Source organism: Candidatus Neomarinimicrobiota bacterium (genome assembly GCA_021157965.1).
In the GTDB taxonomy this organism is placed as follows: domain Bacteria; phylum Fidelibacterota; class Fidelibacteria; order Fidelibacterales; family Fidelibacteraceae; genus Fidelibacter.
Genome location: JAGGVO010000012.1, coordinates 153,399 through 177,114, shown reverse-complemented (window position 1 = coordinate 177,114; position 23,716 = coordinate 153,399). Strand labels below are relative to the sequence as shown.

The 23,716-nt window shown below is 45.1% G+C and carries 22 protein-coding genes; 12 read left to right on the top strand and 10 right to left on the bottom strand.

The annotated features are described in order from the left end of the window. Nucleotides 1–326: 326 nt before the first annotated feature. The 3 genes from J7K63_01910 (at nucleotide 327) to J7K63_01900 (ending at nucleotide 4,267) form a co-directional block, all read left to right on the top strand. Entirely contained in the window at nucleotides 327–2,249 is a 1,923-nt protein-coding gene (locus J7K63_01910; GenBank protein ID MCD6233781.1) for an ATP-binding cassette domain-containing protein, read from the top strand. A 60-nt stretch (nucleotides 2,250–2,309) separates the two neighbouring features. Continuing rightward, nucleotides 2,310–3,200 carry an SDR family NAD(P)-dependent oxidoreductase gene (locus J7K63_01905; GenBank protein ID MCD6233780.1) on the top strand — a complete coding sequence of 297 codons (891 nt, stop codon included), beginning with the start codon at nucleotides 2,310–2,312 and terminating at the stop codon, nucleotides 3,198–3,200. 272 nt (nucleotides 3,201–3,472) lie between these two features. Beyond that, a complete protein-coding gene (locus J7K63_01900; GenBank protein ID MCD6233779.1) occupies nucleotides 3,473–4,267 on the top strand; it encodes a sensor histidine kinase in 795 nt (264 codons plus the stop codon). Here J7K63_01900 and J7K63_01895 read toward each other — a convergent pair. Then, on the bottom strand, nucleotides 4,256–4,783 hold the full coding sequence (locus tag J7K63_01895) for a DUF4416 family protein (GenBank protein MCD6233778.1): 528 nt from the start codon (nucleotides 4,781–4,783) through the stop codon (nucleotides 4,256–4,258). The two genes, J7K63_01900 and J7K63_01895, sit on opposite strands and share 12 nt — an antisense overlap. A gap of 4 nt (nucleotides 4,784–4,787) precedes the next feature. Further along, on the bottom strand, nucleotides 4,788–6,125 hold the full coding sequence (locus tag J7K63_01890; GenBank protein ID MCD6233777.1) for a radical SAM protein: 1,338 nt from the start codon (nucleotides 6,123–6,125) through the stop codon (nucleotides 4,788–4,790). 105 nt (nucleotides 6,126–6,230) lie between these two features. Here J7K63_01890 and J7K63_01885 point away from each other — a divergent pair, with 105 nt between their 5' ends. Further along, on the top strand, nucleotides 6,231–6,638 hold the full coding sequence (locus J7K63_01885; GenBank protein ID MCD6233776.1) for a YjbQ family protein: 408 nt from the start codon (nucleotides 6,231–6,233) through the stop codon (nucleotides 6,636–6,638). A 3-nt stretch (nucleotides 6,639–6,641) separates the two neighbouring features. Continuing rightward, nucleotides 6,642–7,688, top strand: a complete 1,047-nt coding sequence (locus J7K63_01880; GenBank protein MCD6233775.1) for a hypothetical protein — start codon at nucleotides 6,642–6,644, stop codon at nucleotides 7,686–7,688. Here J7K63_01880 and J7K63_01875 read toward each other — a convergent pair. After that, the gene (locus J7K63_01875; GenBank protein ID MCD6233774.1) at nucleotides 7,685–9,220 is read right to left on the bottom strand and encodes a YifB family Mg chelatase-like AAA ATPase; all 1,536 of its coding nucleotides are present in this window, start codon (nucleotides 9,218–9,220) and stop codon (nucleotides 7,685–7,687) included. The two genes, J7K63_01880 and J7K63_01875, sit on opposite strands and share 4 nt — an antisense overlap. 153 nt (nucleotides 9,221–9,373) lie before the next feature. Between J7K63_01875 and wecB the strand changes: the two genes are divergently transcribed. Both wecB and trxA read left to right on the top strand, forming a co-directional pair. Further along, complete coding sequence (gene wecB, locus J7K63_01870; protein ID MCD6233773.1) at nucleotides 9,374–10,507, top strand: UDP-N-acetylglucosamine 2-epimerase (non-hydrolyzing); 1,134 nt, start codon at nucleotides 9,374–9,376, stop codon at nucleotides 10,505–10,507. A 149-nt stretch (nucleotides 10,508–10,656) separates the two neighbouring features. Continuing rightward, complete coding sequence (gene trxA / locus J7K63_01865; protein MCD6233772.1) at nucleotides 10,657–11,022, top strand: thioredoxin; 366 nt, start codon at nucleotides 10,657–10,659, stop codon at nucleotides 11,020–11,022. A gap of 57 nt (nucleotides 11,023–11,079) precedes the next feature. Here the strand turns inward: trxA and rimO are convergent, their stop codons facing one another. The 7 genes from rimO to J7K63_01830 form a co-directional block, all read right to left on the bottom strand. Next, nucleotides 11,080–12,360 (bottom strand): 30S ribosomal protein S12 methylthiotransferase RimO, encoded by a 1,281-nt coding sequence (rimO, locus tag J7K63_01860; protein ID MCD6233771.1) that lies wholly within the window; start codon nucleotides 12,358–12,360, stop codon nucleotides 11,080–11,082. Between the two features lie 76 nt (nucleotides 12,361–12,436). After that, entirely contained in the window at nucleotides 12,437–13,414 is a 978-nt protein-coding gene (gene ftsY / locus J7K63_01855) for a signal recognition particle-docking protein FtsY (GenBank protein MCD6233770.1), read from the bottom strand. 13 nt (nucleotides 13,415–13,427) lie between these two features. Then, the gene (locus tag J7K63_01850) at nucleotides 13,428–14,045 is read right to left on the bottom strand and encodes a CDP-alcohol phosphatidyltransferase family protein (protein ID MCD6233769.1); all 618 of its coding nucleotides are present in this window, start codon (nucleotides 14,043–14,045) and stop codon (nucleotides 13,428–13,430) included. Between the two features lie 93 nt (nucleotides 14,046–14,138). Beyond that, complete coding sequence (locus J7K63_01845; protein ID MCD6233768.1) at nucleotides 14,139–14,813, bottom strand: ATP-binding cassette domain-containing protein; 675 nt, start codon at nucleotides 14,811–14,813, stop codon at nucleotides 14,139–14,141. Beyond that, the gene (locus J7K63_01840) at nucleotides 14,810–15,514 is read right to left on the bottom strand and encodes an ATP-binding cassette domain-containing protein (GenBank protein ID MCD6233767.1); all 705 of its coding nucleotides are present in this window, start codon (nucleotides 15,512–15,514) and stop codon (nucleotides 14,810–14,812) included. Before J7K63_01840 ends, J7K63_01845 begins: the two co-directional genes overlap by 4 nt. After that, entirely contained in the window at nucleotides 15,498–16,760 is a 1,263-nt protein-coding gene (locus J7K63_01835; protein MCD6233766.1) for a hypothetical protein, read from the bottom strand. The genes J7K63_01840 and J7K63_01835 overlap by 17 nt, the downstream gene beginning before the upstream one ends. 86 nt (nucleotides 16,761–16,846) lie before the next feature. Further along, nucleotides 16,847–17,866, bottom strand: a complete 1,020-nt coding sequence (locus J7K63_01830; protein ID MCD6233765.1) for a glycosyltransferase family 9 protein — start codon at nucleotides 17,864–17,866, stop codon at nucleotides 16,847–16,849. A gap of 105 nt (nucleotides 17,867–17,971) precedes the next feature. Here J7K63_01830 and J7K63_01825 point away from each other — a divergent pair, with 105 nt between their 5' ends. From J7K63_01825 to J7K63_01805, 5 genes are all read left to right on the top strand, one after another. After that, the gene (locus J7K63_01825; GenBank protein MCD6233764.1) at nucleotides 17,972–19,240 is read left to right on the top strand and encodes a diaminopimelate decarboxylase; all 1,269 of its coding nucleotides are present in this window, start codon (nucleotides 17,972–17,974) and stop codon (nucleotides 19,238–19,240) included. Between the two features lie 272 nt (nucleotides 19,241–19,512). Next, nucleotides 19,513–20,457, top strand: a complete 945-nt coding sequence (gene trxB / locus J7K63_01820; protein MCD6233763.1) for a thioredoxin-disulfide reductase — start codon at nucleotides 19,513–19,515, stop codon at nucleotides 20,455–20,457. 560 nt (nucleotides 20,458–21,017) lie between these two features. Further along, nucleotides 21,018–21,311 carry an Asp-tRNA(Asn)/Glu-tRNA(Gln) amidotransferase subunit GatC gene (gatC, locus tag J7K63_01815; GenBank protein ID MCD6233762.1) on the top strand — a complete coding sequence of 98 codons (294 nt, stop codon included), beginning with the start codon at nucleotides 21,018–21,020 and terminating at the stop codon, nucleotides 21,309–21,311. Next, nucleotides 21,308–22,060, top strand: coding sequence for a 3-deoxy-manno-octulosonate cytidylyltransferase (kdsB, locus tag J7K63_01810; protein ID MCD6233761.1), 753 nt, complete (start codon nucleotides 21,308–21,310; stop codon nucleotides 22,058–22,060). The genes gatC and kdsB overlap by 4 nt, the downstream gene beginning before the upstream one ends. 12 nt (nucleotides 22,061–22,072) lie before the next feature. Then, nucleotides 22,073–23,713: a CTP synthase gene (locus J7K63_01805; protein ID MCD6233760.1), complete on the top strand. Its 1,641-nt coding sequence runs from the start codon at nucleotides 22,073–22,075 to the stop codon at nucleotides 23,711–23,713. Nucleotides 23,714–23,716 lie beyond the last annotated feature (3 nt).

The following is a 23,716-nucleotide window of genomic DNA, read 5'->3' as shown; positions in this document are numbered from 1 at the left end:
GGGTGGGCACGGAGAACCTCACTTCGTTCCAAAAGCATCGCCTGATTATAAAGCATCTCCAGGCTTTCCCGAAACTTTTCCGGCCCGTATTCAATTAAGAGTTTCATTACATCCTCAATCATCGTACTTTTTCCAGGCTCATTGTTTTTCCTTTCATTTGTTCTTTACCTGAATTTGAAAAACTTTGAGCCTTTTTACAGAAAGAAAATTACACTACCCTGTCGACTGTTGACTGACAACTGTCGTCCCAATCTTCCATCCTTCCATCCTTCCATTCTTCTCCCTATTTTCCTACATTCCATCCTGTTTCAAATGAATGGAGGTTCATGGTTCATCTTTCGCAAATCAAGCTCCAATTCGGTCACCAGTTGCTGTTTGACGAAGCGTCGTGGAGTATTTATGCCGGTCAGCGCATAGGGCTTGTAGGTCCCAACGGATCTGGTAAATCCACTATCCTGCGCGTGTTATGCGGAGAGGTGATTCCCGATGAGGGACAGGTGATCATTCCCCAGGGTGTGACAACGGGTTATCTTCCTCAACAGATGGATGATTTTAATACTGATCAGACACTGATGGATGAAGTGATGAGCGTATTCAATCATCTGATTAAGGCTGAAAAAGAGATGCGCAAGCTGGAACATGAAATTTCTGAACGTCATACGCCGGAACTTATGAAACGTTATGATCGCCTTCAGGAGCTTTTTATACGGGAAGACGGGTACACCATGGAAGCCCGGGTCCGTGCTGTTTTATCCGGACTGGGTTTCAAAGATGAACATTTTTCCCGGTCTGTCCGGAGTTTTTCGGGAGGATGGAGGATGCGGATCGCCCTGGCAAAACTTTTGCTGATTCATCCTACTCTGCTTTTGTTGGATGAACCGACAAATCATCTGGATATGGAGACATTAATTTGGCTTGAAAAGTTCATTGTCGATTACAACGGAACATTGGTGATTGTATCTCATGACCGCTATTTTCTGGACAGGATAACCGATCACATTGCAGAAATTTACGACGGTAAAGTCAGAGTGTACCCCGGTAATTATTCCGATTATGAAGAGGCCCGCGCCCGGCGACTGATGCAGCAGGAAGCGAAACAGAAAAATCAGGAAAGGCGGATTGATCAGGTTGAGCGTTTTATTGAGCGTTTCCGTTATAAAGCCAGCAAGGCGAAACAGGTACAAAGCCGGATCAAATATCTGAAAAAGATCCAGCGGACCGAAGTGGAAAAACTGGAAAAATCCATCGGTTTTCAATTTCCCGTCCCGCCCCGGAGTGGAGATCCGGTGGTTGCTTTTGAACATGTGATGTTTGATTATGGCAAGGGACCGGTTTTCACGGATGCCACCTTTCAAATCCGGCGGGGTGAAAAAGTGGCGCTGTTGGGTCCCAATGGCGTGGGAAAATCCACCCTGATGAAAATAATCAATCATGAATTTGAACCGGTTGCCGGGAAAGCCCGCTGGGGATATAATCTGGAAATAGCTTATTTTGCCCAGCACCAACTGGATCAGCTGAATCCCGAATTGAATGTATTGGATGAAGTCTGGAGTCAGTCACCCGGGATTACCCAGAGTGCCGTACGCAGTCTGTTGGGACAGTTTCTTTTCAGCGGCGACGATGTCTTTAAACCGGTATCGGTTCTCAGTGGCGGGGAAAAAAGCCGGGTGGTGCTTCTGAAAATGATGTTGAAAAATGCCAATTTTCTCATCCTGGATGAACCGACCAACCATTTGGACATGCAGAGCAAGGAGGTTTTGGCCCGGGCGCTGGATGAATTTCCCGGAAGTGTACTGATTGTGAGTCATGACCGGTTTTTTCTGGATATGTTGGTAACCAAGGTATTGTGGTTTCAGGAGGGACATGTAAAAGAATATCCCGGGAATTACTCGGAGTTTCAACAATGGTATGACAGGAAATTTAATTCAGGTGTACAGGATACGAAAACCACTGATTCCGAACAGGAAAAAATAAACAGTAAAACCCGGCGGCGTCTGGAAGCGGAAGCGCGGCAGAAAAAATCCCGGGAGAAAAAAAAGTACCGGGAAAAACTGGATAAAACTGAACAACAAATAGATGCCCTTCAGAAAGAGAAGTCAGACATAGAGCACCAAATGAACGGAACCGGTTTTTCCAAACTGACTCCGGATGAAATGGCAGCGGTTACACGGCGGTATCAGGAAATTGTAAAGGTACTCGATGAACTTGAATATGAATGGTTGATTCTGACTGAAATTCTTGAAGAATAATTTTATGCAATAGATGTATATATAAATTATACCAGTACAATTTCCGAACGGAGTTCCCCCATGAAAAATTACTTATCTGCTGACAGGCGAACCATCCTGGTTACCGGTGCTACCTCCGGGATCGGACTGGCAACAGCAAAGGCTTTGGCTGGAATGGGTACTTTTGTCATCGGGAGCGGCCGATCGGCGGAACGGTGCCGGAAGGCAGAGGAATCGATCCGCAGGGACTATCCGGACAGCCGTGTTGAGTATTTTACGGCTGATCTTTCTTCACAGACTCAAATCCGAAATCTGGCCCGGGAAATACGATCCTGCCTGCAAAAAAATCATGATGAACCGGTCCTGGATACCCTGATCAATAATGCCGGTGTTTATTACAGCCGTTATACAGAGACGGAAGACGGGATAGAGACAACATTTGCAATCAATCATCTGGCTCCTTTTCTTTTGACTCATGAACTTTTTCCCCTGCTGGCTGCTTCCGCAGACGGACGTGTAGTAACGGTTGGATCAGGATCCCATTTTTACGCAACCATGAAATGGAAGGATTTGCAGCTTCGGCGTTTCTATTTCGGCTTGAATGCCTATAAACAGTCCAAACTGGGAAATATTCTTTTTACGGCAGAATTCAACCGGCGCTTTCAACAGAAAACCGGTGTCCGGGCGTTTGTCGCCGATCCGGGACTGGTCCAAACACCAATCGCTATGAAACAGTCGGGGTTTTTTGTGAAATGGTTCTGGAAACACCATGTCAAAAAAGGTGTTTTACCCGAAGAAGGGGCTAAGACCAGTGTCTTTCTGGCTACTGCTTCTAAGGCGTTGAAACAGGATGCCATTTATTGGAAGCATGAAAAACCGCTGGCTCCAAACTCCCGGGGGCTGGATGAATCAGATGCCTTAAGGCTTTGGGATATATCCTGCCGCCTGTGTCAGATAGAATCATGGGATTAAGACCACTGTCCAAATAATTGATACAAATTATATTTAGTGTGAATTTATAGGAATCATTTAAGAAGCTTCCTTATATTTGTTTAAGTGTGATTTTTATGCTGTCATCAGAGATTTTCTTCTTTGAACCGCAAAGCTGGGAAGGAATATCCATGAAATCCCGTATTTATGCATTGTGTTTGCGAATAGCCCATTACTTGCACGGGCCGCTTCTGATAACCCTTACGTATTTTATTTTTGGTTTTACCTGAATTCTTTTTTCCGACAGGATTTTATTGAAACTGAGTCCTGACATTGAGGTTTACATCAAATTCCAGACTTATAAAGGATGGTTTTATATTGTCATTACGGCGATGCTTGTTTATGCCTTGTCTAAAGTGTATGCAAACCATAAGGATAAGGCTCTTACCCTCTCAAGGGAAAAAGAACGGATTGTTTCCAATAACCTGAAGGAAAGAGAAATTCTTATCAAAGAAATCCAGCACCGGGTAAAAAATAATCTGCAGATCATAATCAGCCTGATCAGACTGAAAAGGAGATATCTATCCGATGCTCATGACAGTGAAATCCTGAAGGAAATAATCGACAAGATACATGCCATCGCTTTGGTTCACGAAATACTTGATCAGGAAGATCTTTTATCAGAAGTCAATTTCAAATTATTTATATTAAAATTAATTAAGTATTTGGGGGTTTCCCTTGAATCGCGAAACAGGGTGAAAATACTCCTTGATTTAGATACTATTATTTTACCGTTGGATATGGCAGTCCCTTGTGGAATTTTGATAAATGAAATCATCACAAATATCCTTAAATATGCTTTTCCGAATAAGATGGAGGGAGAGATTTCCCTTAAGCTGAAACAAAAGGATGAAAAAATAACACTTCTTCAAATAAAGGATAACGGTATAGGAATTGATCCTTCTGCTCCGGTTGAAAAAGATCACGCCTTGGGTATGCGATTAATTCATGCCTTATCTGATCAGTTAAATGCCGGCATAAAGATTATTTCGGAAAAAACGGGTACAACATATACCCTGACATTGAATCTCTCAACCCTAAACGTTTAAACGTTTAAATCTTTTTCTCTCTTGTTCTAAAAATTCAATAATACGGGGATTTTTAAAGTCCGGATAGGTCCATGGCAAAGGATGATAGTGTTTGTCCTGATAGATGAGGGTGAGTTCGGACCAGATGCCTTGTCCCAGATAGAGCCTGTGGGCATACCCTTTGGTCGTGAGCAGGCTGAAGTTGAAATGTGTGAGAAAACCGGGATCAATATTGAATGTCCGCTTGCCGTCAACCCGGTAATCATCTTCTATCAGATTGGATTTTAGTTTAAATCCGGCGGCATTTTCCAGAGAAACGGGTTTCAGGCAAACGGCATATATTTTATCCAGGTCTTTACCCATTTCTTCCTCGTAATAGCTGGTAATGTTACTGAATGGCAAAGGGCCCACCAGATTCCAATCCGATTTAATCAGTTTATCAAGGATAAGCTTCCACGATTGGATATATTTTTGCTCCGGTGGGTAGGTAATCGCCGTAAAGAGCAGAGCAGACGGCGGTTTGGATAAGTGTTTCATCATTTTATTCCTTCAGTCGGGCGTTTTGTTCTTTAACCCGGAGTCTGAGAGATTCCCAGTCCTGAGTATTTTCCATATAATACCAATATACAGTATTGTTTTGTAAAAGAGGGTCATCTGTATCACAAAGACCCGATTTTGCCCAAAGTTGCGTGCCGGGCACCGGGGAAAAGGCGGAAAGACTCACACGGCTTCCGGCATCCAGGGCAACTTGTGCTGTTTCTTCAACTTCTTTGGGCGTTTGATCCGGAAGTCCCATCATAATATATGTAATGATATCCCCTTGGCCATACCCCGCTTTCTGTAAATGCCGTACGGCTTTCAAATAGGTTTTGCGGTTTACCTTATGACTGATCAGATCCTGGTAAGCGGGTGAAACAGTTTCCAGACTCAAACGGGGTTCGTAAAAATTTACGGCAGCCATAAGTTCAGCCAGCTCTTCATCGATAAAACGGGCAAAGAGTCCGTTCGGACTGTGAAATGTTAAACTGTCCCGGCGTTGAAGGATATTTTTCAGCAGAGGTTTAATATGGGTTTCCCGGTTGACAAACAGAGCATCATCGTAAAATACGAAGTCTGTGAGTCCTCGTTTATCATGAGCAAAAGCCACATCCTCAAGAATTGATTCAACCGGAAATTGTGAAAAAACCGGGTTCAGGACGGGGCCGGCACAGAAAGCACAATGGTATGGACATCCCCAAGAGGTGAAAAGCGGGTAGTGTCTGAGTACTGGAAAATGATCCCAGACTTTTCTCAGATGATAGGGGAGTAATCGGGGTATGGAAAGATCAAACCGTTTTTTCAACCATTGTTGAAGTTTGGTAAAATCATTTCCCCGGACCAGGAAATCCGGCTGAATAACTCTTTGGGCATGGTTTGGCAGGAGTGTGGCATAAATGCCTCCCAGAACGACAGGAATAGCGGGGAAACATTGTCTTACCACTTTTACTGTTTCCAGGACTCCAGAATACCAATAGGTCATGTGGGTAGTGATAAAAACGGCATCTGGTTTGGGGCTCAGGGATTGGAAAAGAGTTTCCGCTTTTTTTCGTGGTACACCATACCGGCTGAAATAACGGGGGATATTTTCCAAGACAGCAGGTTTTTTAATAATCTCCCGGTGAAAATGACCCGTCCCGGCATCGGTGTCCCGGTCATGAGGGCACATTTCAGACCATAATGGATTGAAACGGTCAAGCAAATCGATGACAGTGATATCAGCAGGTCCTTTTGCCAAAGATTCTGCCAGCGATAGCAATCCCAATGGCCTGTAGAAAAGGTCATATGCCGCAAAATCGTGTATCCACGGATTGACACAGAGAAAATGGGGTAATCGGCTCATGGGAAAATGTTAAGAAACACAAGGACAAAGTGCATTGAAAAATGTATCTTTCAGGAAAGTTTTCCTGAAAATACATATTAACTCATGTTTTGAAGGAAGTGTTTCATGGTACACACATTTCAACTATCCACAAGCCGTTCCCTTTGTTTCACGGATATTACCTCTAAAGTACGCCACATTGTCCGTGAGTCCGGCTGCCGGAACGGGATTGCTGTGGTTTTTACTCCCCACACCACAGCAGGGATTACCATTAATGAAAATGCCGATCCCCATGTCCTTGATGATCTGATCTGGAAGTTCAGGGATCTGGTTCCGCCGGATGAGATTGAATACCTCCATGCTGAGGGGAACAGCCATAGTCATGTTTTATCCACTTTAACAGGGGTATCAGAATCACTTATCATCCATGAAGGGAAACTGCTGCTTGGTGTGTGGCAGGGACTTTATTTTTGTGAATTTGACGGGCCGCGCAAACGAACGGTCCACATCAAAATCATTCCGGACCGGGAATAACGCATGAAAACCTCCTTTCCTCAGTTTCCGCGGATCATCCGGTCTGCCGGACCGCCCTTTGAGACGGGTGTTCAAACCGGTCGGCAGTTGGGGCCGGATTTAGCTGCGTATATTAATCAGTATCTGTCGGCCGGTCCCTTTCTTTGCCCCCACTTTGACCGTCAACGTCATCAGGAAGAATCCCTGGCCATTTTTACATCTTATCCCGAACGCTTCCGGCAGGAGTTGGAAGGACTTGCCCGGGGTGCCGGCATCTCCCTGAAAAAGGTGGCGGAATGGGTCTCCGCTGAAGCCTGTATGTCTGCCCGTTGCAGCGGTTTCCTGTTAAAAACAGGTGGAAAAACATGGATCGGGAGGAACAATGATTTGTGGAGTCCCCATCTTTGGGGATATGTTCTGAAACGGGAAGTGACTGACCGGATTCCAATAACGACATTTGGTCTGGCAGGGGATGTCTTTTCGGCCACGGGATATAATCAGGCCGGCATATGGCTTCATTATAATTATTTGAAGGCGCCGGACCAGGATGATAATTCCGCATTGACTCAGCCTTGTTACCTTCAGCTTGTGGAAATGTTGGAGACCTGTGATAGCCATGAGGACGTTTCATGTTTTCTTGAGAGTCATCACCGTCCGGATGGCATGATGCTTTTTATATCGGATGCCGGTAGACAGAAACATGGAATTTTTGAATGCACCTGTCATGATGTGGTTTATCGACCGTTGCAAGGAGAGAGAGAATACTGTTTTCTGGTGGGGACCAATCATTATACACAAACTCCTTATGAGAACTGTGCCGATCCTGACCGTGCCGATTCCCTTTTTCGCTACCGGCGTCTTGAAACTCTGCTCAACGCTTTTTGTACGGGTGAACAAATCGCCTGTTTTGAAACTCTGAAAGCCGTCCTTGCCGACAGAGGTGTTGAAAAATGCCAATCGGATTACGGTACCGTCTATTCCAATCTTTACTGTCCTGACAACGGTAAACTCTGGTATACCTTTGGTGGATATCCGGCGGCGTCTTGTGGGAGATGGGAAACTCTCTCTTAAAATACCAGTGTTTTATCCAGGCTCCTGTATTGAATTGCTTCGCTCACGTGTTCTGGCAGGATGGTTTCGGATTCGGCAAGATCGGCAATGGTTAACGCCACTTTCTGAATCCGGCTGAAAGCTCTGGCGCTGAGTCCCAACTGAAGACTGGCCTGTTCCAGAAGCAGATTGCAGGTTTCATCCAGAGGAGCAAATTCCCGGATCATCCGTGTTGTCATGTGAGCATTGCAGTGACAATCCCTATATTTTTCAAACCGTTTTGTCTGACGATGACGTGCTTTTTGTACCCGTTTCCGGATGATTTCCGAACTTTCCCCGTTTTGCTTATTCTGGAGTTCTTTGAAAGAAACAGCGGGAACATCTACATGGATATCTATCCGGTCCATAAGGGGTCCCGATATCCGTCCAAGATAATTTTGAATTTGTCCTTCACTGCAGGTGCACGTGTGTCCCGGATCGGTGTGATATCCGCAGGGACAGGGATTCATAGCGGCAACCAGCATGAATTTTGCGGGATATGTGAGACTCGTGAGGGCCCGACTGATGGTTACTTCTCCATCCTCAAGGGGTTGACGCATCACTTCCAGAACATTCTTTTTGAATTCCGGAAATTCATCTAAAAACAAGACACCATTGTGGGCAAGACTCACTTCCCCGGGTTTCGGATAGCGGCCTCCGCCGACAAGGGCGGAGTCGGAAATGGTATGGTGAGGTGAACGGAAAGGACGGGTCGCCAGCAGACCGCAATGTCCCGGCAGAAGCCCGGCAATGGAATGAATCTTCGTGGTTTCAAGGGCTTCATCAAGAGTCGGATCCGGTAAAATGGATGGAAAGCGTTTAGCCAGCATGGATTTTCCTGATCCCGGCGGACCGATCATAATAACATTGTGACCACCGGCAGCAGCTATCTCCAAAGCCCGCTTTACATGTTCCTGTCCCTTAACTTCAGAAAAATCAAAAGGATAATGTCGATTCTTTTGAAACAGGGATTCTACATTAACAGTTACCGGGGATAAGTCCGTCTCACCATTTAGTACGTCAATGGCTTCTCTGAGTGTGTGGATTCCCCAGACTCTGGCTGTCCCGGGAATGGCTGCTTCTATGGCGTTTTCTTTTGGGACGATGATATCCGATTTATGGAAGTCCGGCATACCCATGGCGATCGGCAAAGCCCCTCTGATACTCCGTACATGCCCATCCAGAGCCAGTTCACCCAGAATAATGAAATCTTTAAGCCGTTCAGAACGAATTACCCTGTCACAGGCTAAAATTCCTGTAGCCAAAGGCAAATCAAATGAACTCCCCTCTTTTCTTAAATCGGCAGGTGCAAGATTTTGTGTGATCTTCCCCCCCGGGAAAGCATATCCTGAAGATTTGACAGCAGAAACAATCCGTGAAAAACTCTCTTTTACCGCCCCTTCCGCCAGACCCACCATGATATGCCGGGGAGTACTGGGAATATGGTGAGTCTCAATGGTGATTTCAAATGCGTGGACACCTTCCAATCCTGCCGAGTAGACTTTTGATAACATAAAACACTCCATTTTTTCCAGAAAAATTAATACGACTCAAGAATAAATCAAAAATAATATTACTTTTACTATATTCTAAGAATGTAATATCCATAATACTGCTTTTATTTTTGAAGGCGAGTGGTTAGATTTTCGCCGGTTAAAGGAGAAAGTATGGAAGAATACAGATTAATACTGGTTGCAGGCGCCCGTCCGAATTTCATGAAAATAGCGCCTTTGATGCATGCGCTGCGGAATCATCAAAAGATTAAACCGTATCTCGTGCATACAGGGCAGCATTACGATGAAAAAATGTCTGATCTTTTTTTTCGGCAATTGGATATTCCGGAACCGGATATCAATCTTGAGGTAGGCTCGGCGTCTCATGCCGTTCAGACAGCCTTGATTATGGAACGGTTTGAAAAGGTGTGTTTGGATGTAAAACCCCACATGGTGATGGTTGTCGGAGATGTCAACAGTACGGTGGCGTGTACACTGGTGGCGGCTAAACTTCACATACCCACTGCACATTATGAAGCAGGTTTAAGAAGTCGGGACCGTTCCATGCCGGAAGAGATCAACCGTCTGGTTACCGATGCCATATCCGATTATTTTTTCACTACCTCCGTAGATGCCGATGAGAACCTCATCAATGAAGGGATTTCCCAACAGAAAATATATATGGTGGGAAATCTGATGATTGATTCCCTTTATGAGCATCTAAAAAAGGCTGAATCCATGAACCATGCCATACAAACTCTGGATGGAAAAAAGACTGTCCGGTTGGGCAAAACCATTCCGGACGGGGGATACGGTATCATGACATTCCACCGGCCTTCCAATGTAGATGAACCCGAAACCCTGGCAAAACTTGTCAACGGCTGGGGAATTATTTCGCGGGAAGTTCCCCTTCTTTTCCCCATTCATCCCCGGACCGTTAAAAACTTAAAAAAATTCGGTCTTTATGATATTTTGGCATCCTATAATTCCATTTATTTAACTGAACCTGTTGGTTATCTTGAATTTATTTATTTTATCCGTCATTCGGCTTTTGCCCTGACGGATTCCGGTGGTATTCAGGAAGAAACGACAGCTCTGAACATTCCCTGTTTGACCATCCGTCCTTCAACAGAAAGACCGGTAACCATCTGGGAAGGCTCGAATAAACTGATTACAGTGGATGATATTGAAAAAGAGGTTCGCCTTATATTAAAAGGAAAAGGAAAATCCGGTAACACCCCAAAATTCTGGGACGGTCAGACTGCCGGACGGATTGTGGAAATTTTAGAAGGAATTTTTAACGCTTAGTTAGCAACAGGATTGTTTCCCTGTTCTTTGAACCTAAATCTCCCAATCCCCCGGAATAAAGTCCGGGACCGCCCATCCGTCCTTCCAATTTTCCATTTGTAACCAAAGCTCAGCTCCTGTATCAGACAGTAAAAAAAATTGGAGGACACGTGACAAAACATTTGACAAAACAGGATTTTCTGGAAAAAGTATTCAACTACGAAACCAACCCCGAATGGAAGTATGAAGGGGATGTACCGGCTGTGATTGATTTTTATGCAGACTGGTGTCAGCCCTGTAAAATGGTAGCACCCATTCTGGAGGAGTTGAGCAATGAATATGGTGATAAACTGCATATTTACAAAGTGAATACAGAACAGGAACAGGAATTGGCAGCGGTCTTTGGCATCCGGAGCATACCATCCATGCTATTCATTCCGAAGGATGCACAGCCACAAATGGCCGTTGGTGCTTTACCCAGAGAATCCCTGGTTAAAGCTATTGATGAAGTACTGGGAGTAAAACTTCCCGAATAAATTTTTCATCAAAAAATGATTAAGGGCAGGTTTTCTAAGGAAAACCTGTTTTTAATTTTATCCTAATTTTCCGGTCAGATCGTATTCAGAGGCATCCGTAATCGTGACATCATAGAAGCATCCCTCAGTCAACGGGGAATCAATGATGACCTGATTGTCAATATCCGGAGAATCTCCCGCTGTGCGTCCAAACGAGATATGATTCGCTTGATCCACGGTATCTATCAGCACCTTTTGAGTCGTTCCGATTTTTTCCCGGTTTTTCATCAGGGAAATTTCCTGTTGCAGTGAGAGAAGGGCGTCAAATCGGGTGGATTTTACATAGTCCGGGATGTCATCGGGGATATGAGCCGCCGGTGTGTAATCCTCCCGGCTGTATTTGAATACACCAAGCCTGTCAAAGCGGAATGAGCGGATAAAATCCAGCATTTCTTCAAATTCTGCTTTAGTTTCTGTTGGATATCCTGTGATCAGGGTGGTGCGCATGGTGACATTGGGGATGGTATTCCGCGCTTTTTCCAACACTTTCCGGATACCTTCACCACTTTGTCCCCGCTGCATCAGTTTCAGTATTCGTGAATTGATATGCTGGATTGGAAGGTCCAGGTAGGGTACGATCCGCTCTGAGCGGGCCATCAGTTCAAAGAGCCCCGACGGGATATGTGCAGGATGTCCGTAATGCAGGCGTATCCATGGTACATCCAGTGTATCCATCTCTTTCAGCAGATCCGTCAGCGTCACACGGGGGGTTAAATCTTTTCCATACATGGTGGAATCCTGGGCAATGAGAATGATCTCTTTCACTCCCATTTGAATGAGGTGATGGGATTCCCGGAGGATTGTGTCCACCGTTCGGCTTTTTTGTGGACCGCGGATAACGGGTATGGAACAGAATGAACAGCGGTTATTACATCCTTCAGAGATTTTCAGGTAGGCATAATGGCGGGGTGTCATGAGGGAACGAACGGCAACCGGATCATAGGTGTACGAAGGGTCTCCCGAAAGGTAACGGATAACTTCCTGCATTTTATCCACACAAAAGAAGGCATCGACTTCCGGAATGGCTTCCCGAAGCTCCCGTTCATAAATCTGTGGAAGACATCCGATGAGAATCAGTTTTTGGAGTTTCCCCGTTTTTTTTAATTCTGCGGCAGCAAGGGTGACATCGATGTTTTCTTCCCGTGCTTCTTCGATGAAGCCACAGGTATTGATAATGATGGTATCTGCTTCAAGAGGATCCGGTGTGAGTTCCAGACCGGCCTTTTCCAGACCGCCTTTCAACACTTCGCTGTCTACCAGATTTTTTGAACACCCCATGGTAATAAGATAGATTCGCATGTGAAACCTTTCTCAAAATATTCAATGCCACCGGCCAACTACCGGTCTTGTCTTGATGTATTATGGCGGAAATTGCTCAATTCCTGTTCCCAAAAAGGGAATCGACATAAAGATCTGTATCAAAAGGAAGGAGATCGTCGATTTTTTCACCCAATCCCACAAATTTTACGGGTACTCCCATTTCTTCATGAATCGCGGCAAGCACACCACCCTTGGCCGTCCCGTCCAGTTTTGTTACCACAAGGCCGGATATGGGAAGGATCTTGCCAAATTCACGAGCCTGGATGAGTCCGTTCTGTCCTACGGTGCCATCCAGTACTAAAAGGTTTTCATGAGGTGCATCGGGTATCAGTTTTTGAATTACCCGGATGATTTTGCTCAGCTCTTCCATAAGATGGGCTTTATTATGAAGTCTGCCGGCTGTATCGATAAGAACCAGATCATTTTGATTATGGAGCCCCTTTTTGATGCCGTCATATATAATACCGGACGGATTTTTCGCACCGGGGTTTTTTATGAATTCTGCTCCGGCCCGTTGAGCCCAGGTTTCCAATTGTTCGGCTGCTGCAGCCCTGTACGTATCACCGGCAATAATCAGGGATTTTTTCCCCTGTTGGGCAAAGTAGTAAGCCAGTTTACCCAGGGTGGTTGTTTTACCGGATCCGTTGACACCGGCAACCAGAAGAACAAAAGGATGGTGGCTGTCTACCGGAATTTCTGCATTGTTTCCGGCAAATCGATTCCTGAAGGCTTCCCGGATAATATCCCTGATATGTTCGTAATTCGTGACGGGTGATTTTCGTGAACTCTCTTCTATCTTTTGTAACAGGGATTCCGTGACCCGGGGGCCAAAATCGGATTGATACAGGAAAGCCTCAATCTCGTCCATAAACGCGGTATCAATTTTAATATCCTTCCCAACCAGAGAAAAAAGACCTTCTCTGAACCGGTTTCTGGAACGTTTTAATCCGGTGTCAAATTTATCTTCTTTCGGCCGGAGTAACCCGGCTCCGTCCTTACTTGCTACGGGAGCTTTTTTTTTGAAAAATATCATACTTGTCCTGTTTTTATGAAGCGTTCCCCGGATGATCAGGGGTGGATTTTATCAGTTTGACCAATTCGTAAACATAGACAACCCAGCTGTAAAGCATCAGACCAGTGGCAATGTGAAGCATGGCCTGTGCCCATTCCCTCCTTGCAGGCAGGATCCACAGGAAAAGACTGAGTGCGGCAACGGTTATAAAAATTTTTCCGGGTATATTGGCACCGGTTATGACATTTTTAGCATTGTGGAGATGCATGGCCAAAAGGGCGATGGTAAAGTCACGGATTGCCAGGGTATATAAAAACCACAGGGGGAAATCCAGTTTATCCACCATCATTAACAATACGGTAAATCCCACGATTTTATCGGCAAGGGGATCCAAAACTTTTCCGTAATCCGAAACATCGTTGTTTCTTCGGGCAGCATATCCATCCATCCAGTCAGAAATAACTGCCAGAGAGAGCCAGATAATCGCACCCCGGGTATTTCCACTGCTCAGGGCATGGGCAATGGGGAGGGACATAAACGCCCGGCTCAGGCTGATGATGTTGGCCAGTGTGAAAAAGTAGTGGGGCTTTACCTTATCGGTCCCGAGTTTTTTCCTGATAGTTTCTTTTTTTACTTTCAGAGTGTCTGCCATAAAATCTCCTTGATGAAGACAAAAAGTAGCAATTACAAGGTATATTCACAACGGTTTTAGATTTCTGGTTTTCAGGAAAAGTCGGCTCATTCGCTATACATAAGGCCTGAGCATCTCCTGAATTTCCCGGGTCCGGATCATATCCCGAAGGGATCCATGGCTGTGTATATGAAGGTCTTTAAAATATATCACAGAGTCACAAGTTGCCAGGATATCCGTTATCCGGTGGGAAATGATGAAAATCCGGGAACGTGCAGCCTGTTGACGGATGATGGAATAGAATTGTTGCCTGTATTTCTGGTTTAAAGCGGTTGTAGGCTCATCATACACAGCTGTTTCAGCTGTTGTGGCGGCCGTGAGGGCAATGGCCAGTCGTTGTCTTTCCCCCTCTGAAAAATCTGTAAGATAATCCTCCCGCCTTAAATCGCCGGGGAATTCGAACAGATTCAGATAATGATTAAAAGCCGATTCCTGAAAATGACGGCCGACTTCGAATCGGGTATCCTTGTACATATCGATAATGGATTGTACGGTATTTCCGGTGAATAATCGGGTAAGATCCTGTGAAAGGTAAGCGGAAAAACCATAGGTGCTGAAAATGTTCAACCCTTTGAAACGATAATCCACAAGGAGTTTCACACAGGTGGATTTACCACTTCCCATGGGTCCGCAGAGTCCGGTTACACGATATGGACTGAGGTCCACTGTTTTTTCATTGATCAGGATTTTCCCTTCACAAATCGTATATTTAAAGGGCTGGATAATCATGCTTTATGGGCTTTTATATAAGTGGCGATTTCTTCTGCGGCAAGGCCTGATGCACTGTTTTTCTCCCTGGCAAAACGGGGATAATCGTCTGCCGGAATAGAATGAATGAGCCGGTGTCCTTGAAAATGATAAATCTGATCTGCAAAACGGTATTCATCCGGAAATTGTGATGCGATCAGGCAGGAGGCGTTCTGCTTGTGTTTTCGTATCCACCGGTACATTTTCTCTACAGCAGGGTAATCCAGATGGCTTGTTGGCTCATCCAAAAGAATAAGATCCGCTGGAATCAGAAGGGTCGCGGCAAGCATAACACTCTGCAATTCACCAAAGGACAAGTCATATAATTTAATTTTCATCAGAGATTCCAAATTAAAATACGCGGCAATTTCCCTGCTTTTTTGTTCAATTGCGTCATCAGGGAATCCGTGCTGTATCAGGGGGAATTTCAATTCCGATTCTACAGTGGATGTAATCATTTGGTGCATGGGATTTTGCAGCAGGAGGGAAGTGCGGACAGCGGGGATAGTTCCTTCGATTTTATCATCCGGAATAAATCCGGCAAGGGCTTTTAATAAGCTTGTTTTACCGCATCCGGAATCACCCAGCAGGAGATATACGACTCCTTTGTGCAAGTCGAGAGGGGGAATAAACAGGGAAACTGAGTCGGAAATATGAAGCCGGAGCTCAGATAATCTGATCATTTTTCAGAATAGTGATGATTTTATCAGAGGCACCCAGTGAACGGGTGATATAAGCCCTGGCAATTTGCGAAATTTTTGAATATTGATCCTGATCTGCCAGCAGGGAGGAGGCAATACCATAGAGTTCATCGGAATTTCTCACAATGAAAGCGCCGCCTTCATGAATCAGGGCCTGGGCTTCAAGGGAATTTTCGTTATGAGGACCGACAAAGGTGGGTAATCCGGCTACAGCCGGTTCCATGACATTATGAAGTCCACTCCTGCCGAATCCTCCTCCAACATACGCCAGGGAGGATGAAAAATAGAGGGAGGCCAAATCTCCGATAGTATCTAAAAAAATGTTTTTTGGGTTTGTTTTAGGCATCAACTGACTATAAAGCACTGTATCGGGAAAGTATTGACAGGTTTCTTCGTAATTGCCATTTACAGGTTCATGGGGAGCAATCACAATATGAAGGTCAGGATATTTGTTTTCCAGTTTTTGCATGGCAGGAAAAACCACCTGTAAATCCTCCCGGTGAAGAGAACCCAGGATAAAAACCGGTTTGTTTTTCCATGCAACCGGCAGCAGATGTTTATTATTGAATTTACGGTGCCGTTCCTCAACCCGGTCGTATCGGGTGTCTCCGGTAATGATCACATTTTCCATGTTGGACAGAAGCTTGCGAAGGTTGTTGTAATCTTCCATGGAAACGGCAAAAATCCGTTTATAGATTTTATAGAGTTTCCGGTAAAAACGAATGGTATAAAACTGGAGTTTGCTGCTGGAAGTTTTTACCCGGGCGGAAATGAGATACTGGGGAATTTGTCGCCTGTCCGCCTGGATCATGAGATTGCCCCACATATCGTAACTGGTATTGATGATAGCGCTGGGGCGAAGGATATCCAGAAACCGGCGGATGCCCCAGGGTAAATCAAAAGGAAGGTAAAAGACGATATCCACCAAATTTTTGTCTTTAAAATTCATAAATCCGCTGGGTGAAACAAAGGTGAGAGCAACACGGGTTTTGGCACTGTGTTTCCGGATTTTTTCGATGAGAGGTTTGGCTTGTTCATATTCACCCAGAGAAGCACAATTAATTAAAATAACGGTATGTTGATCGGTGATGGTCTTCCGCCAGCGGTCAATGTCTCTCAGCACGTTTTTCCGTCCCACAATGCCCTGCCATATTTTCGGGGAAAAGAGTCCGGCGATATAGAGGCCTGGTGCTGCCAGCAAAAGGAGGATATTATAGATAAAGAGCATGGTGAGTCATTATTTTCTGTTGAGGATTCATGACGAAATATAAAAAACAAAGGAGATTAATACACATGATTTTCACAATTGTGTATTCATAGAGATTTTTCATGGAGGAGGTAACGGATTTCATTGATGATAGTCCGGGCGTCGATGCTTTGCATGCATAAATGATGTTTTTCAGGACAGTGGTCAAATCCCAGATGACTGCAGGGCCTGCAGACAAGGTGAATGGGAGGTTCGATAAGGCTTGGGGAATTCAGGGGAACAAAACCATACTCCGGAACGGTTTGACCGAAGATGACAACAGTTTTTATACCGCATAATGCCGCCAGATGGGCCGGCCCCGAATCGTTGCCGGCAAAAATTGAGCCACGGGCGATGAAGAGCATAAGCTCACTTAATGTCAACCGGTTGGTTAGATTAATGACGGATTTTTCTCCCCGGGATATCTTTTCAGCCCAGGAAGATTCTGCTTTTCCGTTTCCGATGATCAGAATATTGTCCCAATCTTTTGATATTTCATTCAGGACTTTCTCCCAGGTTTCGAGAGGGAGCATTTTGGATGCTTTGCTGGCACCGGGGGCCAGGATTAAATTGCGGGTTCCTGATACCCACTGCTGGTATAAGGCAGAATTTTCAGGCCGGATTTCCTCTTCTGAAGGCAGATAAAGGGAAGATGAAGGGATTGTATTACTCTGAATACCCAGCGTTCTCAGATATTTTTCTGTCACATGTAAATAGGGCGGCCTGTATATCTTATATTTGGAAAGGAGAAACCGTTTAAAAATGTCCTTTTTGATTCGTTTTACATGCCTGAAACCAAGGGTCAGGATATAACTTCGCAAATTTTTATGCAGGTCAATAATTGTGGTATATCGATTTTTCCGGATGATTTTTCTGAGTTTTCTCAGAGGCAGCTCATTGTTCAGACTGTAAACTTTATTAATTGCCGGATGATGTTCAATAAGTGGTTTAAAGGCATTTTTTGTGATAAAGTCCGTACATGAAGGACCCTCATGTGCCAGCAGCTTGTCCAGAACAGGCATAGTAAAGGCAACATCTCCCATCGAGGACAGGCGAATGATCAGATATGTTTTTTTTTTTGAGGGCATGAAGAAATATACGACCGGTAAAAGAGGAGTTCCACGGAAATGTCTGCAACATTCGGATTCATGGGAAAATCATAGTATATTCCACGTCGAAACAACAGGGAGACCATGATTAAAGTATTTGATTTCTTGACAAAAGAGCGGGCATTTCAGATTAAGGATACAGTAGGTACGCCGGTATATGTTTATGATGAGACCGGGTTGCGCCATGCAGCGGAAGATGTGCTTCATTTTCCCCATGCCTTTGGCTACAGGGCCCGCTATGCCATGAAAGCCAATTCCAATGCTTATATTTTGCGGCTTTTTGATGCCCTTGGAATCCATTTTGATGCCAGTTCGGGGTATGAGGCTGAACGGGCACTCCTTGCCGGAATTGATGCGGAAAAAATTCAGATAACAGCCCAGGAGTATCCGGTGAATCTGAAAGATTTAATAAAAAAAGGTATCCTGTTCAATGCTTCTTCCTGCCGGCAGCTTGAACGTTACGGCCGGGAATTTCCCGGAAGTGCCGTGAGTGTCCGTATCAATCCGGGTATCGGGTCGGGGCACAACAACCGGACCAATGTCGGGGGGGCTTCCAGTAGTTTCGGTATCTGGCATGAATGGATACCCGAAGTTCGCGCCATTGCAGAGAAATACGGATTAAAAATCACGAAATTGCATACCCATATCGGGTCGGGCAGCGACCCAAAAACATGGCAACGGGTTGTTGACATGAGTTTGCAGGTGGTCCGGGAGTTCCCTGATGTGAAAACCCTGAATCTGGGTGGAGGATATAAGGTGGCACGGACCCCGGGAGAAAAAACAACAGATTTACAAGTTATCGGACAGTCTGTCAAAGAAGCCTTTGAAATATTTTACAAAAATACCGGAAGAAAACTGGATCTGGAAATCGAACCGGGGGCCTATTTTGTGGCCGCATCAGGTATTTTACTGGCAGAGGTTATGGATAAAATCTCCACGGGGAAAGAAGGATATACCTTTTTAAAGCTGGATACGGGGATGAACGACCTGACCCGGACCACACTCTACGGATCTCTCCATCCGATGAAGATCTATCCGGCCGGCAAGGCAAGACGCGAAAAAAAAGAAAAGGTTGTTATTGTGGGGCACTGCTGTGAAAGCGGGGATATTTTTACGCCTGTCCCCGGAGACCCTGAAGGGATTCAGCCCCTGGAATTTCCGGAAGTTCATGTGGGCGATCTGCTGGCATTCGGCGTTGCCGGTGCTTATTGTGCTTCGATGTCCCTGACAAATTATAATTCCTTCCCCCAAGTCCCTGAAGTCCTGATTACTTGTGACGAAAAAATAAAACTCCTCCGTAAACGGCAATCCGTACAGGATATGATTGCTCAGGAATGCGATAAGGAGTTGTGAGTGGAGAGTAGAGAGTAGTGAGTTGCCTTTTTTGCTCTTTTTTAGGGGAAAAGACCCGATTAGGATTTGGTTAAATATCCGACATGAGCCTTATTTAATAAAATATATCTTCTTGTTTTATTTTAACATAGTCATCAATAGCTTATAAATTCAATCTCACCTTTCCTTCCAACTATACTCAACACTCCAACACTCCAACTCTCCACTCCTTTGTAACTTATTTTGAAAAGAAAAATCCTAAGGCAGAAAATTATTGAAATGGAGAAAAAAGCATGAGTGAAGATATTCGCAAAGTAATTATTATCGGTTCGGGACCTGCCGGACTGACAGCCGCTATTTATACTGCACGTGCCGGTTTGAAACCCCTTGTTCTGGAAGGGATGGAACCTGGAGGACAGTTGATGACGACAACTGAAGTTGAAAATTATCCCGGATTCCCGGAAGGAACGACCGGTCCTGAAATGATGGATCTGTTTCGAAAACAGGCTGTGAAATTTGGTGCTGAACCCCATTTTAAGGTCGTTAACCGTGTTGATTTTTCAAAACGCCCCTTTACCGTATGGACGGATGATGATACCTCTTTTCAGGCTGAGGCCGTTATCATTGCTACCGGTGCCTCGGCAAAATATTTAGGACTTGAATCGGAACAGAAGCTTCGAGGTTATGGTGTGAGCGCCTGTGCTACTTGTGACGGCTTTTTTTACAAGGATAAAGATATTGTCGTGGTTGGTGGGGGAGATACAGCCATGGAAGAGGCGCTGTTTCTGACACGCTTTGGTAAGAAAGTGACTATCATTCACCGCAGAGATGAATTCAGAGCTTCAAAGATTATGGCCGAGCGGGTGATCAAACATCCTAAAATCGAAGTCAAGTGGGATAGTATTGTCAAGGAAGTTTTAGGTGTACAAAACCAGGCCGGTGTTACAGGGGTTCGTATAAAGAATGTAAAGACGGGAAAAACGGAAGATATCCCCTGCTCAGGTTTTTTCCTGGCAATTGGCCATAGACCGAACTCCGATCCTTTTAAAGGACAGCTGGAAGTGGATGAAATCGGTTACATCAAAACCAAAGCCGGATCGACCTATACCAGTGTTGAAGGTGTTTTTGCCTGTGGAGATGTTCAGGATAAAATCTATCGCCAGGCTGTTACGGCTGCCGGATCGGGCTGTGCCGCAGCAATTGATGCTGAGCGATGGCTGAATGAAAACGTTTCTTGAATTCCGAAATCATCCCTGCTTGTGGGAATAAATTGAATTTATTCATGATGAATGAGTTTTTTGGAAGATCGATAAATAAAGTGATCAATATTTATGTGTATTTTTGAATAGCGCACAGTAAGCACGAGATGTCTGAACACCAAAGGCGATGGAACACCAAATGGAACACCAATATGTGGTACTGAAATCTAAATGCCTGTGGATTGGGCCAATATAATATTCATTCAGATATATATATGATAAGTAATATTATCTTGCAATAAGCTGGAATTCAGTGTATTTTACCCCCGGGGTGGGGGGCGATCACATTATCGAATCCTTATATCTAATATATCTGATTTCTACCGGTAAAAAAGGCTCTCGAACGAAAATTTACTATCCATTCAATCTGTTGTTTATACTATGAACATACAATATTGATTTCCTGCTATCCGGCTTTACAATTTCCCAACCCTCCAATCCCTTTCTTCGTCCCCCTGCCCTCCTCTCTCATTCTCCGTTGTATCTCTCTTAAGGAAGGTCTAAATTTAACCCAGGCATGCTTTATGCAAGGAGGAAATATGTCCATCTCCCGTGAAGAAGTGTTACGTATCGCAAAACTGGCCCGTCTGAGTCTCTCGGATGAAGAGATAACGTTGTATACCTATCAGTTGGGTGATATCCTGAATTATGTACAAAAGCTCAATGAACTGGATGTCGAGGCTGTGGAGCCGATGAAGCATGTTTTGGATATGGTCAATGTCCTGCGGGAGGATAAAAATCTTCCCTCTCTTTCCCGGGAGGATGTCCTCAATAATGCTCCTGAACATGACGGAGAATTCTTTAAAGTTCCCCGTGTGTTGGAGACAGAGTGAACAAACCCGCAATGTCAGTCCTCGGTATTATTCCGGCACGTTATGGTTCTACACGATTCCCGGGAAAGCCTCTGGCCCCCATTGGGGGAATACCCATGATCAACCGGGTTGTCCGGCAAGCCCTGAAGGCGAAACTGCTGGATCGTGTCATTGTTGCCACAGACGATGAAAGAATCGCTGAAACAGTCTGCGCCGGGGGATATGAGGTTGCTTTAACATCACCTGATCATGTCAGTGGCTCAGACAGACTGTTGGAGGTGGCCGAAAAAGTAACGGCGGATATTTATGTGAATATCCAGGGGGATGAACCCTTCATCGATCCGGATACAATTGATAAAGCCGTTTCCCTCTTGATAAATCATCCGGGTCTGGATGTGGCCACAACTGCTGCGCTTTTTACTTCACGGGATGAATGGCATAATCCTAACCGGGTTAAGGTCCTGTGCGATGATGCTATGAATGTCCTCTGTTTTACCCGTATGCCTATTCCCCGGTCACAAACCGGCGCCCTTCCCCCGAATGTTTACCGACATTTGGGTCTCTATGTCTATCGGAAGGGAGTATTGCGGGCATTTGGTGATTTGCCTGTCCATCCTGTAGAAAAAGAGGAATCCCTGGAGCAGCTGAGACTGCTGATGGCAGGGTTTCATTTCGGTGTGACACTCGCAAACTATGATTCGCCATCTGTGGATGTCCCCGAAGATGTGAAACAACTGGAGCAATGGATGCGCCAGAATGGGTTTGAATAAATTGAGGGGGGTATGAACATACCGAAAAATACAAAATTCATTTTTGTCACAGGCGGAGTCATTTCAGGTCTGGGAAAAGGCATTTCTGCTGCATCAATTGCCTACCTTTTGAAAGAGAGCGGACTTCGGGTCACGATTCAAAAGTTTGATCCCTACCTGAATGTTGATCCGGGAACTATGAGCCCTTTCCAGCACGGGGAAGTGTATGTAACGGAAGACGGGACCGAAACCGACCTTGACTTAGGTCATTATGAAAGGTTTCTGGATCAGAATATGTACCGGGAGAATTCGTGCACGTCGGGACAGATTTACAATGCCGTTTTGGAAAAAGAACGGAGGGGAGATTATCTGGGCGCTACGGTTCAGGTCATCCCCCATGTGACCAATGCTATTCAGGAGCGGTTTACCACAATCCTGGCGAAAAATGATTACGATGTGATAATTACCGAGGTGGGAGGAACCGTCGGCGATATTGAAGGTCTTCCCTTTCTGGAAGCTATCCGGCAGTTTGAATTAAGCCTTGAACCGGGGCAATATGCCAATGTCCACGTGACATACATGCCCTTTATCAAAACGTCCGGCGAGATCAAAACAAAACCCACCCAGCATTCTGTGAATAAATTACGGGAAATCGGAATTTATCCGGATATTATTCTTTGCAGAACCGAGCGGCCGATGATGGATATAGCCACCCGGGATAAAATCGCCCTCTTTTGTAATGTCCGGAGAGAAAGTGTCCAGGAACTTCACGATGCTTTCACGATTTATGAAGTTCCTCTTCTGCTCTACCGACAGCAGTTTCTGGATGTGATTCAGAAATACCTGAATGTGACTTATAAAAAGGAAGTCAATACAGAACGGCTCAGGGATATTGTTTACCGGATTAAAAACCCTGCCGATCAGGTGAATATTGCCGTGGTTGGAAAATATACGGGACTTGCAGATGCCTACAAGAGCATTTGTGAAGCCTTTGTTCATGCCGGGGCTGAGAATGATGTAAAAGTTAATATCCTTTGGGTGGAATCGGAAAATCTGGAATCTTCATCTGAAGATCACATCCGGGATCAGTTGAAAGATGCCGATGGTATCCTGGTACCGGGCGGATTTGGTGACCGGGGGATCGAAGGGAAAATCTCTGCTGTCCGGTATTCCCGGGAAAAGGGTGTCCCTTTTCTGGGGATATGCCTGGGACTCCAGGTAGCGGTCATTGAATTCTCACGGAATCTGGCTGGACTCGATCAGGCGAACAGTACGGAATTTGATGCTCAAACCCCGCATCCTGTCATCGATCTGATGAAAGAACAGAAAGGTGTTCAGAAAAAGGGAGGTACGATGCGCCTTGGGACCTACGAGTGTAAACTGACCCCGGGAACCCTTATCCAAAAGGCCTATGTTGACACCAGGATTTCAGAAAGGCACCGGCACCGGTATGAGGTAAATAATGCCTACCGGAACGTTTTATCCAAAAAGGGACTGATCTTTTCCGGGATTAACCCGGCTCTCGATTTGGTTGAAGCCATTGAATTGCGGGAACATCCCTGGTTTGTGGGGGTTCAGTTTCACCCGGAACTGAAATCCCGGGTTACCAAAGCCCATCCCCTTTTCCGTGAGCTGGTCAGAGCCTCTTATCAATACAAAAAAAATAGAAGTTGAGCA

Bases quoted from the DNA above. Each gene is read 5' to 3' on its own strand.
- J7K63_01830 (MCD6233765.1), bottom strand. From the start codon at position 17,866: ATGCCCTCAAAAAAAAAAACATATCTGATCATTCGCCTGTCCTCGATG.
- J7K63_01850 (MCD6233769.1), bottom strand. From the start codon at position 14,045: ATGGCAGACACTCTGAAAGTAAAAAAAGAAACTATCAGGAAAAAACTC.
- ftsY (MCD6233770.1), bottom strand. From the start codon at position 13,414: ATGATATTTTTCAAAAAAAAAGCTCCCGTAGCAAGTAAGGACGGAGCC.
- J7K63_01885 (MCD6233776.1), top strand. From the start codon at position 6,231: ATGGTACACACATTTCAACTATCCACAAGCCGTTCCCTTTGTTTCACG.
- J7K63_01880 (MCD6233775.1), top strand. From the start codon at position 6,642: ATGAAAACCTCCTTTCCTCAGTTTCCGCGGATCATCCGGTCTGCCGGA.
- wecB (MCD6233773.1), top strand. From the start codon at position 9,374: ATGGAAGAATACAGATTAATACTGGTTGCAGGCGCCCGTCCGAATTTC.
- J7K63_01805 (MCD6233760.1), top strand. From the start codon at position 22,073: ATGAACATACCGAAAAATACAAAATTCATTTTTGTCACAGGCGGAGTC.
- J7K63_01845 (MCD6233768.1), bottom strand. From the start codon at position 14,813: ATGATTATCCAGCCCTTTAAATATACGATTTGTGAAGGGAAAATCCTG.
- J7K63_01835 (MCD6233766.1), bottom strand. From the start codon at position 16,760: ATGCTCTTTATCTATAATATCCTCCTTTTGCTGGCAGCACCAGGCCTC.
- J7K63_01905 (MCD6233780.1), top strand. From the start codon at position 2,310: ATGAAAAATTACTTATCTGCTGACAGGCGAACCATCCTGGTTACCGGT.
- J7K63_01890 (MCD6233777.1), bottom strand. From the start codon at position 6,125: ATGAGCCGATTACCCCATTTTCTCTGTGTCAATCCGTGGATACACGAT.
- J7K63_01875 (MCD6233774.1), bottom strand. From the start codon at position 9,220: ATGTTATCAAAAGTCTACTCGGCAGGATTGGAAGGTGTCCACGCATTT.
- J7K63_01840 (MCD6233767.1), bottom strand. From the start codon at position 15,514: ATGATCAGATTATCTGAGCTCCGGCTTCATATTTCCGACTCAGTTTCC.
- rimO (MCD6233771.1), bottom strand. From the start codon at position 12,360: ATGCGAATCTATCTTATTACCATGGGGTGTTCAAAAAATCTGGTAGAC.
- J7K63_01825 (MCD6233764.1), top strand. From the start codon at position 17,972: ATGATTAAAGTATTTGATTTCTTGACAAAAGAGCGGGCATTTCAGATT.
- J7K63_01895 (MCD6233778.1), bottom strand. From the start codon at position 4,783: ATGAAACACTTATCCAAACCGCCGTCTGCTCTGCTCTTTACGGCGATT.
- trxB (MCD6233763.1), top strand. From the start codon at position 19,513: ATGAGTGAAGATATTCGCAAAGTAATTATTATCGGTTCGGGACCTGCC.
- J7K63_01910 (MCD6233781.1), top strand. From the start codon at position 327: ATGGTTCATCTTTCGCAAATCAAGCTCCAATTCGGTCACCAGTTGCTG.
- gatC (MCD6233762.1), top strand. From the start codon at position 21,018: ATGTCCATCTCCCGTGAAGAAGTGTTACGTATCGCAAAACTGGCCCGT.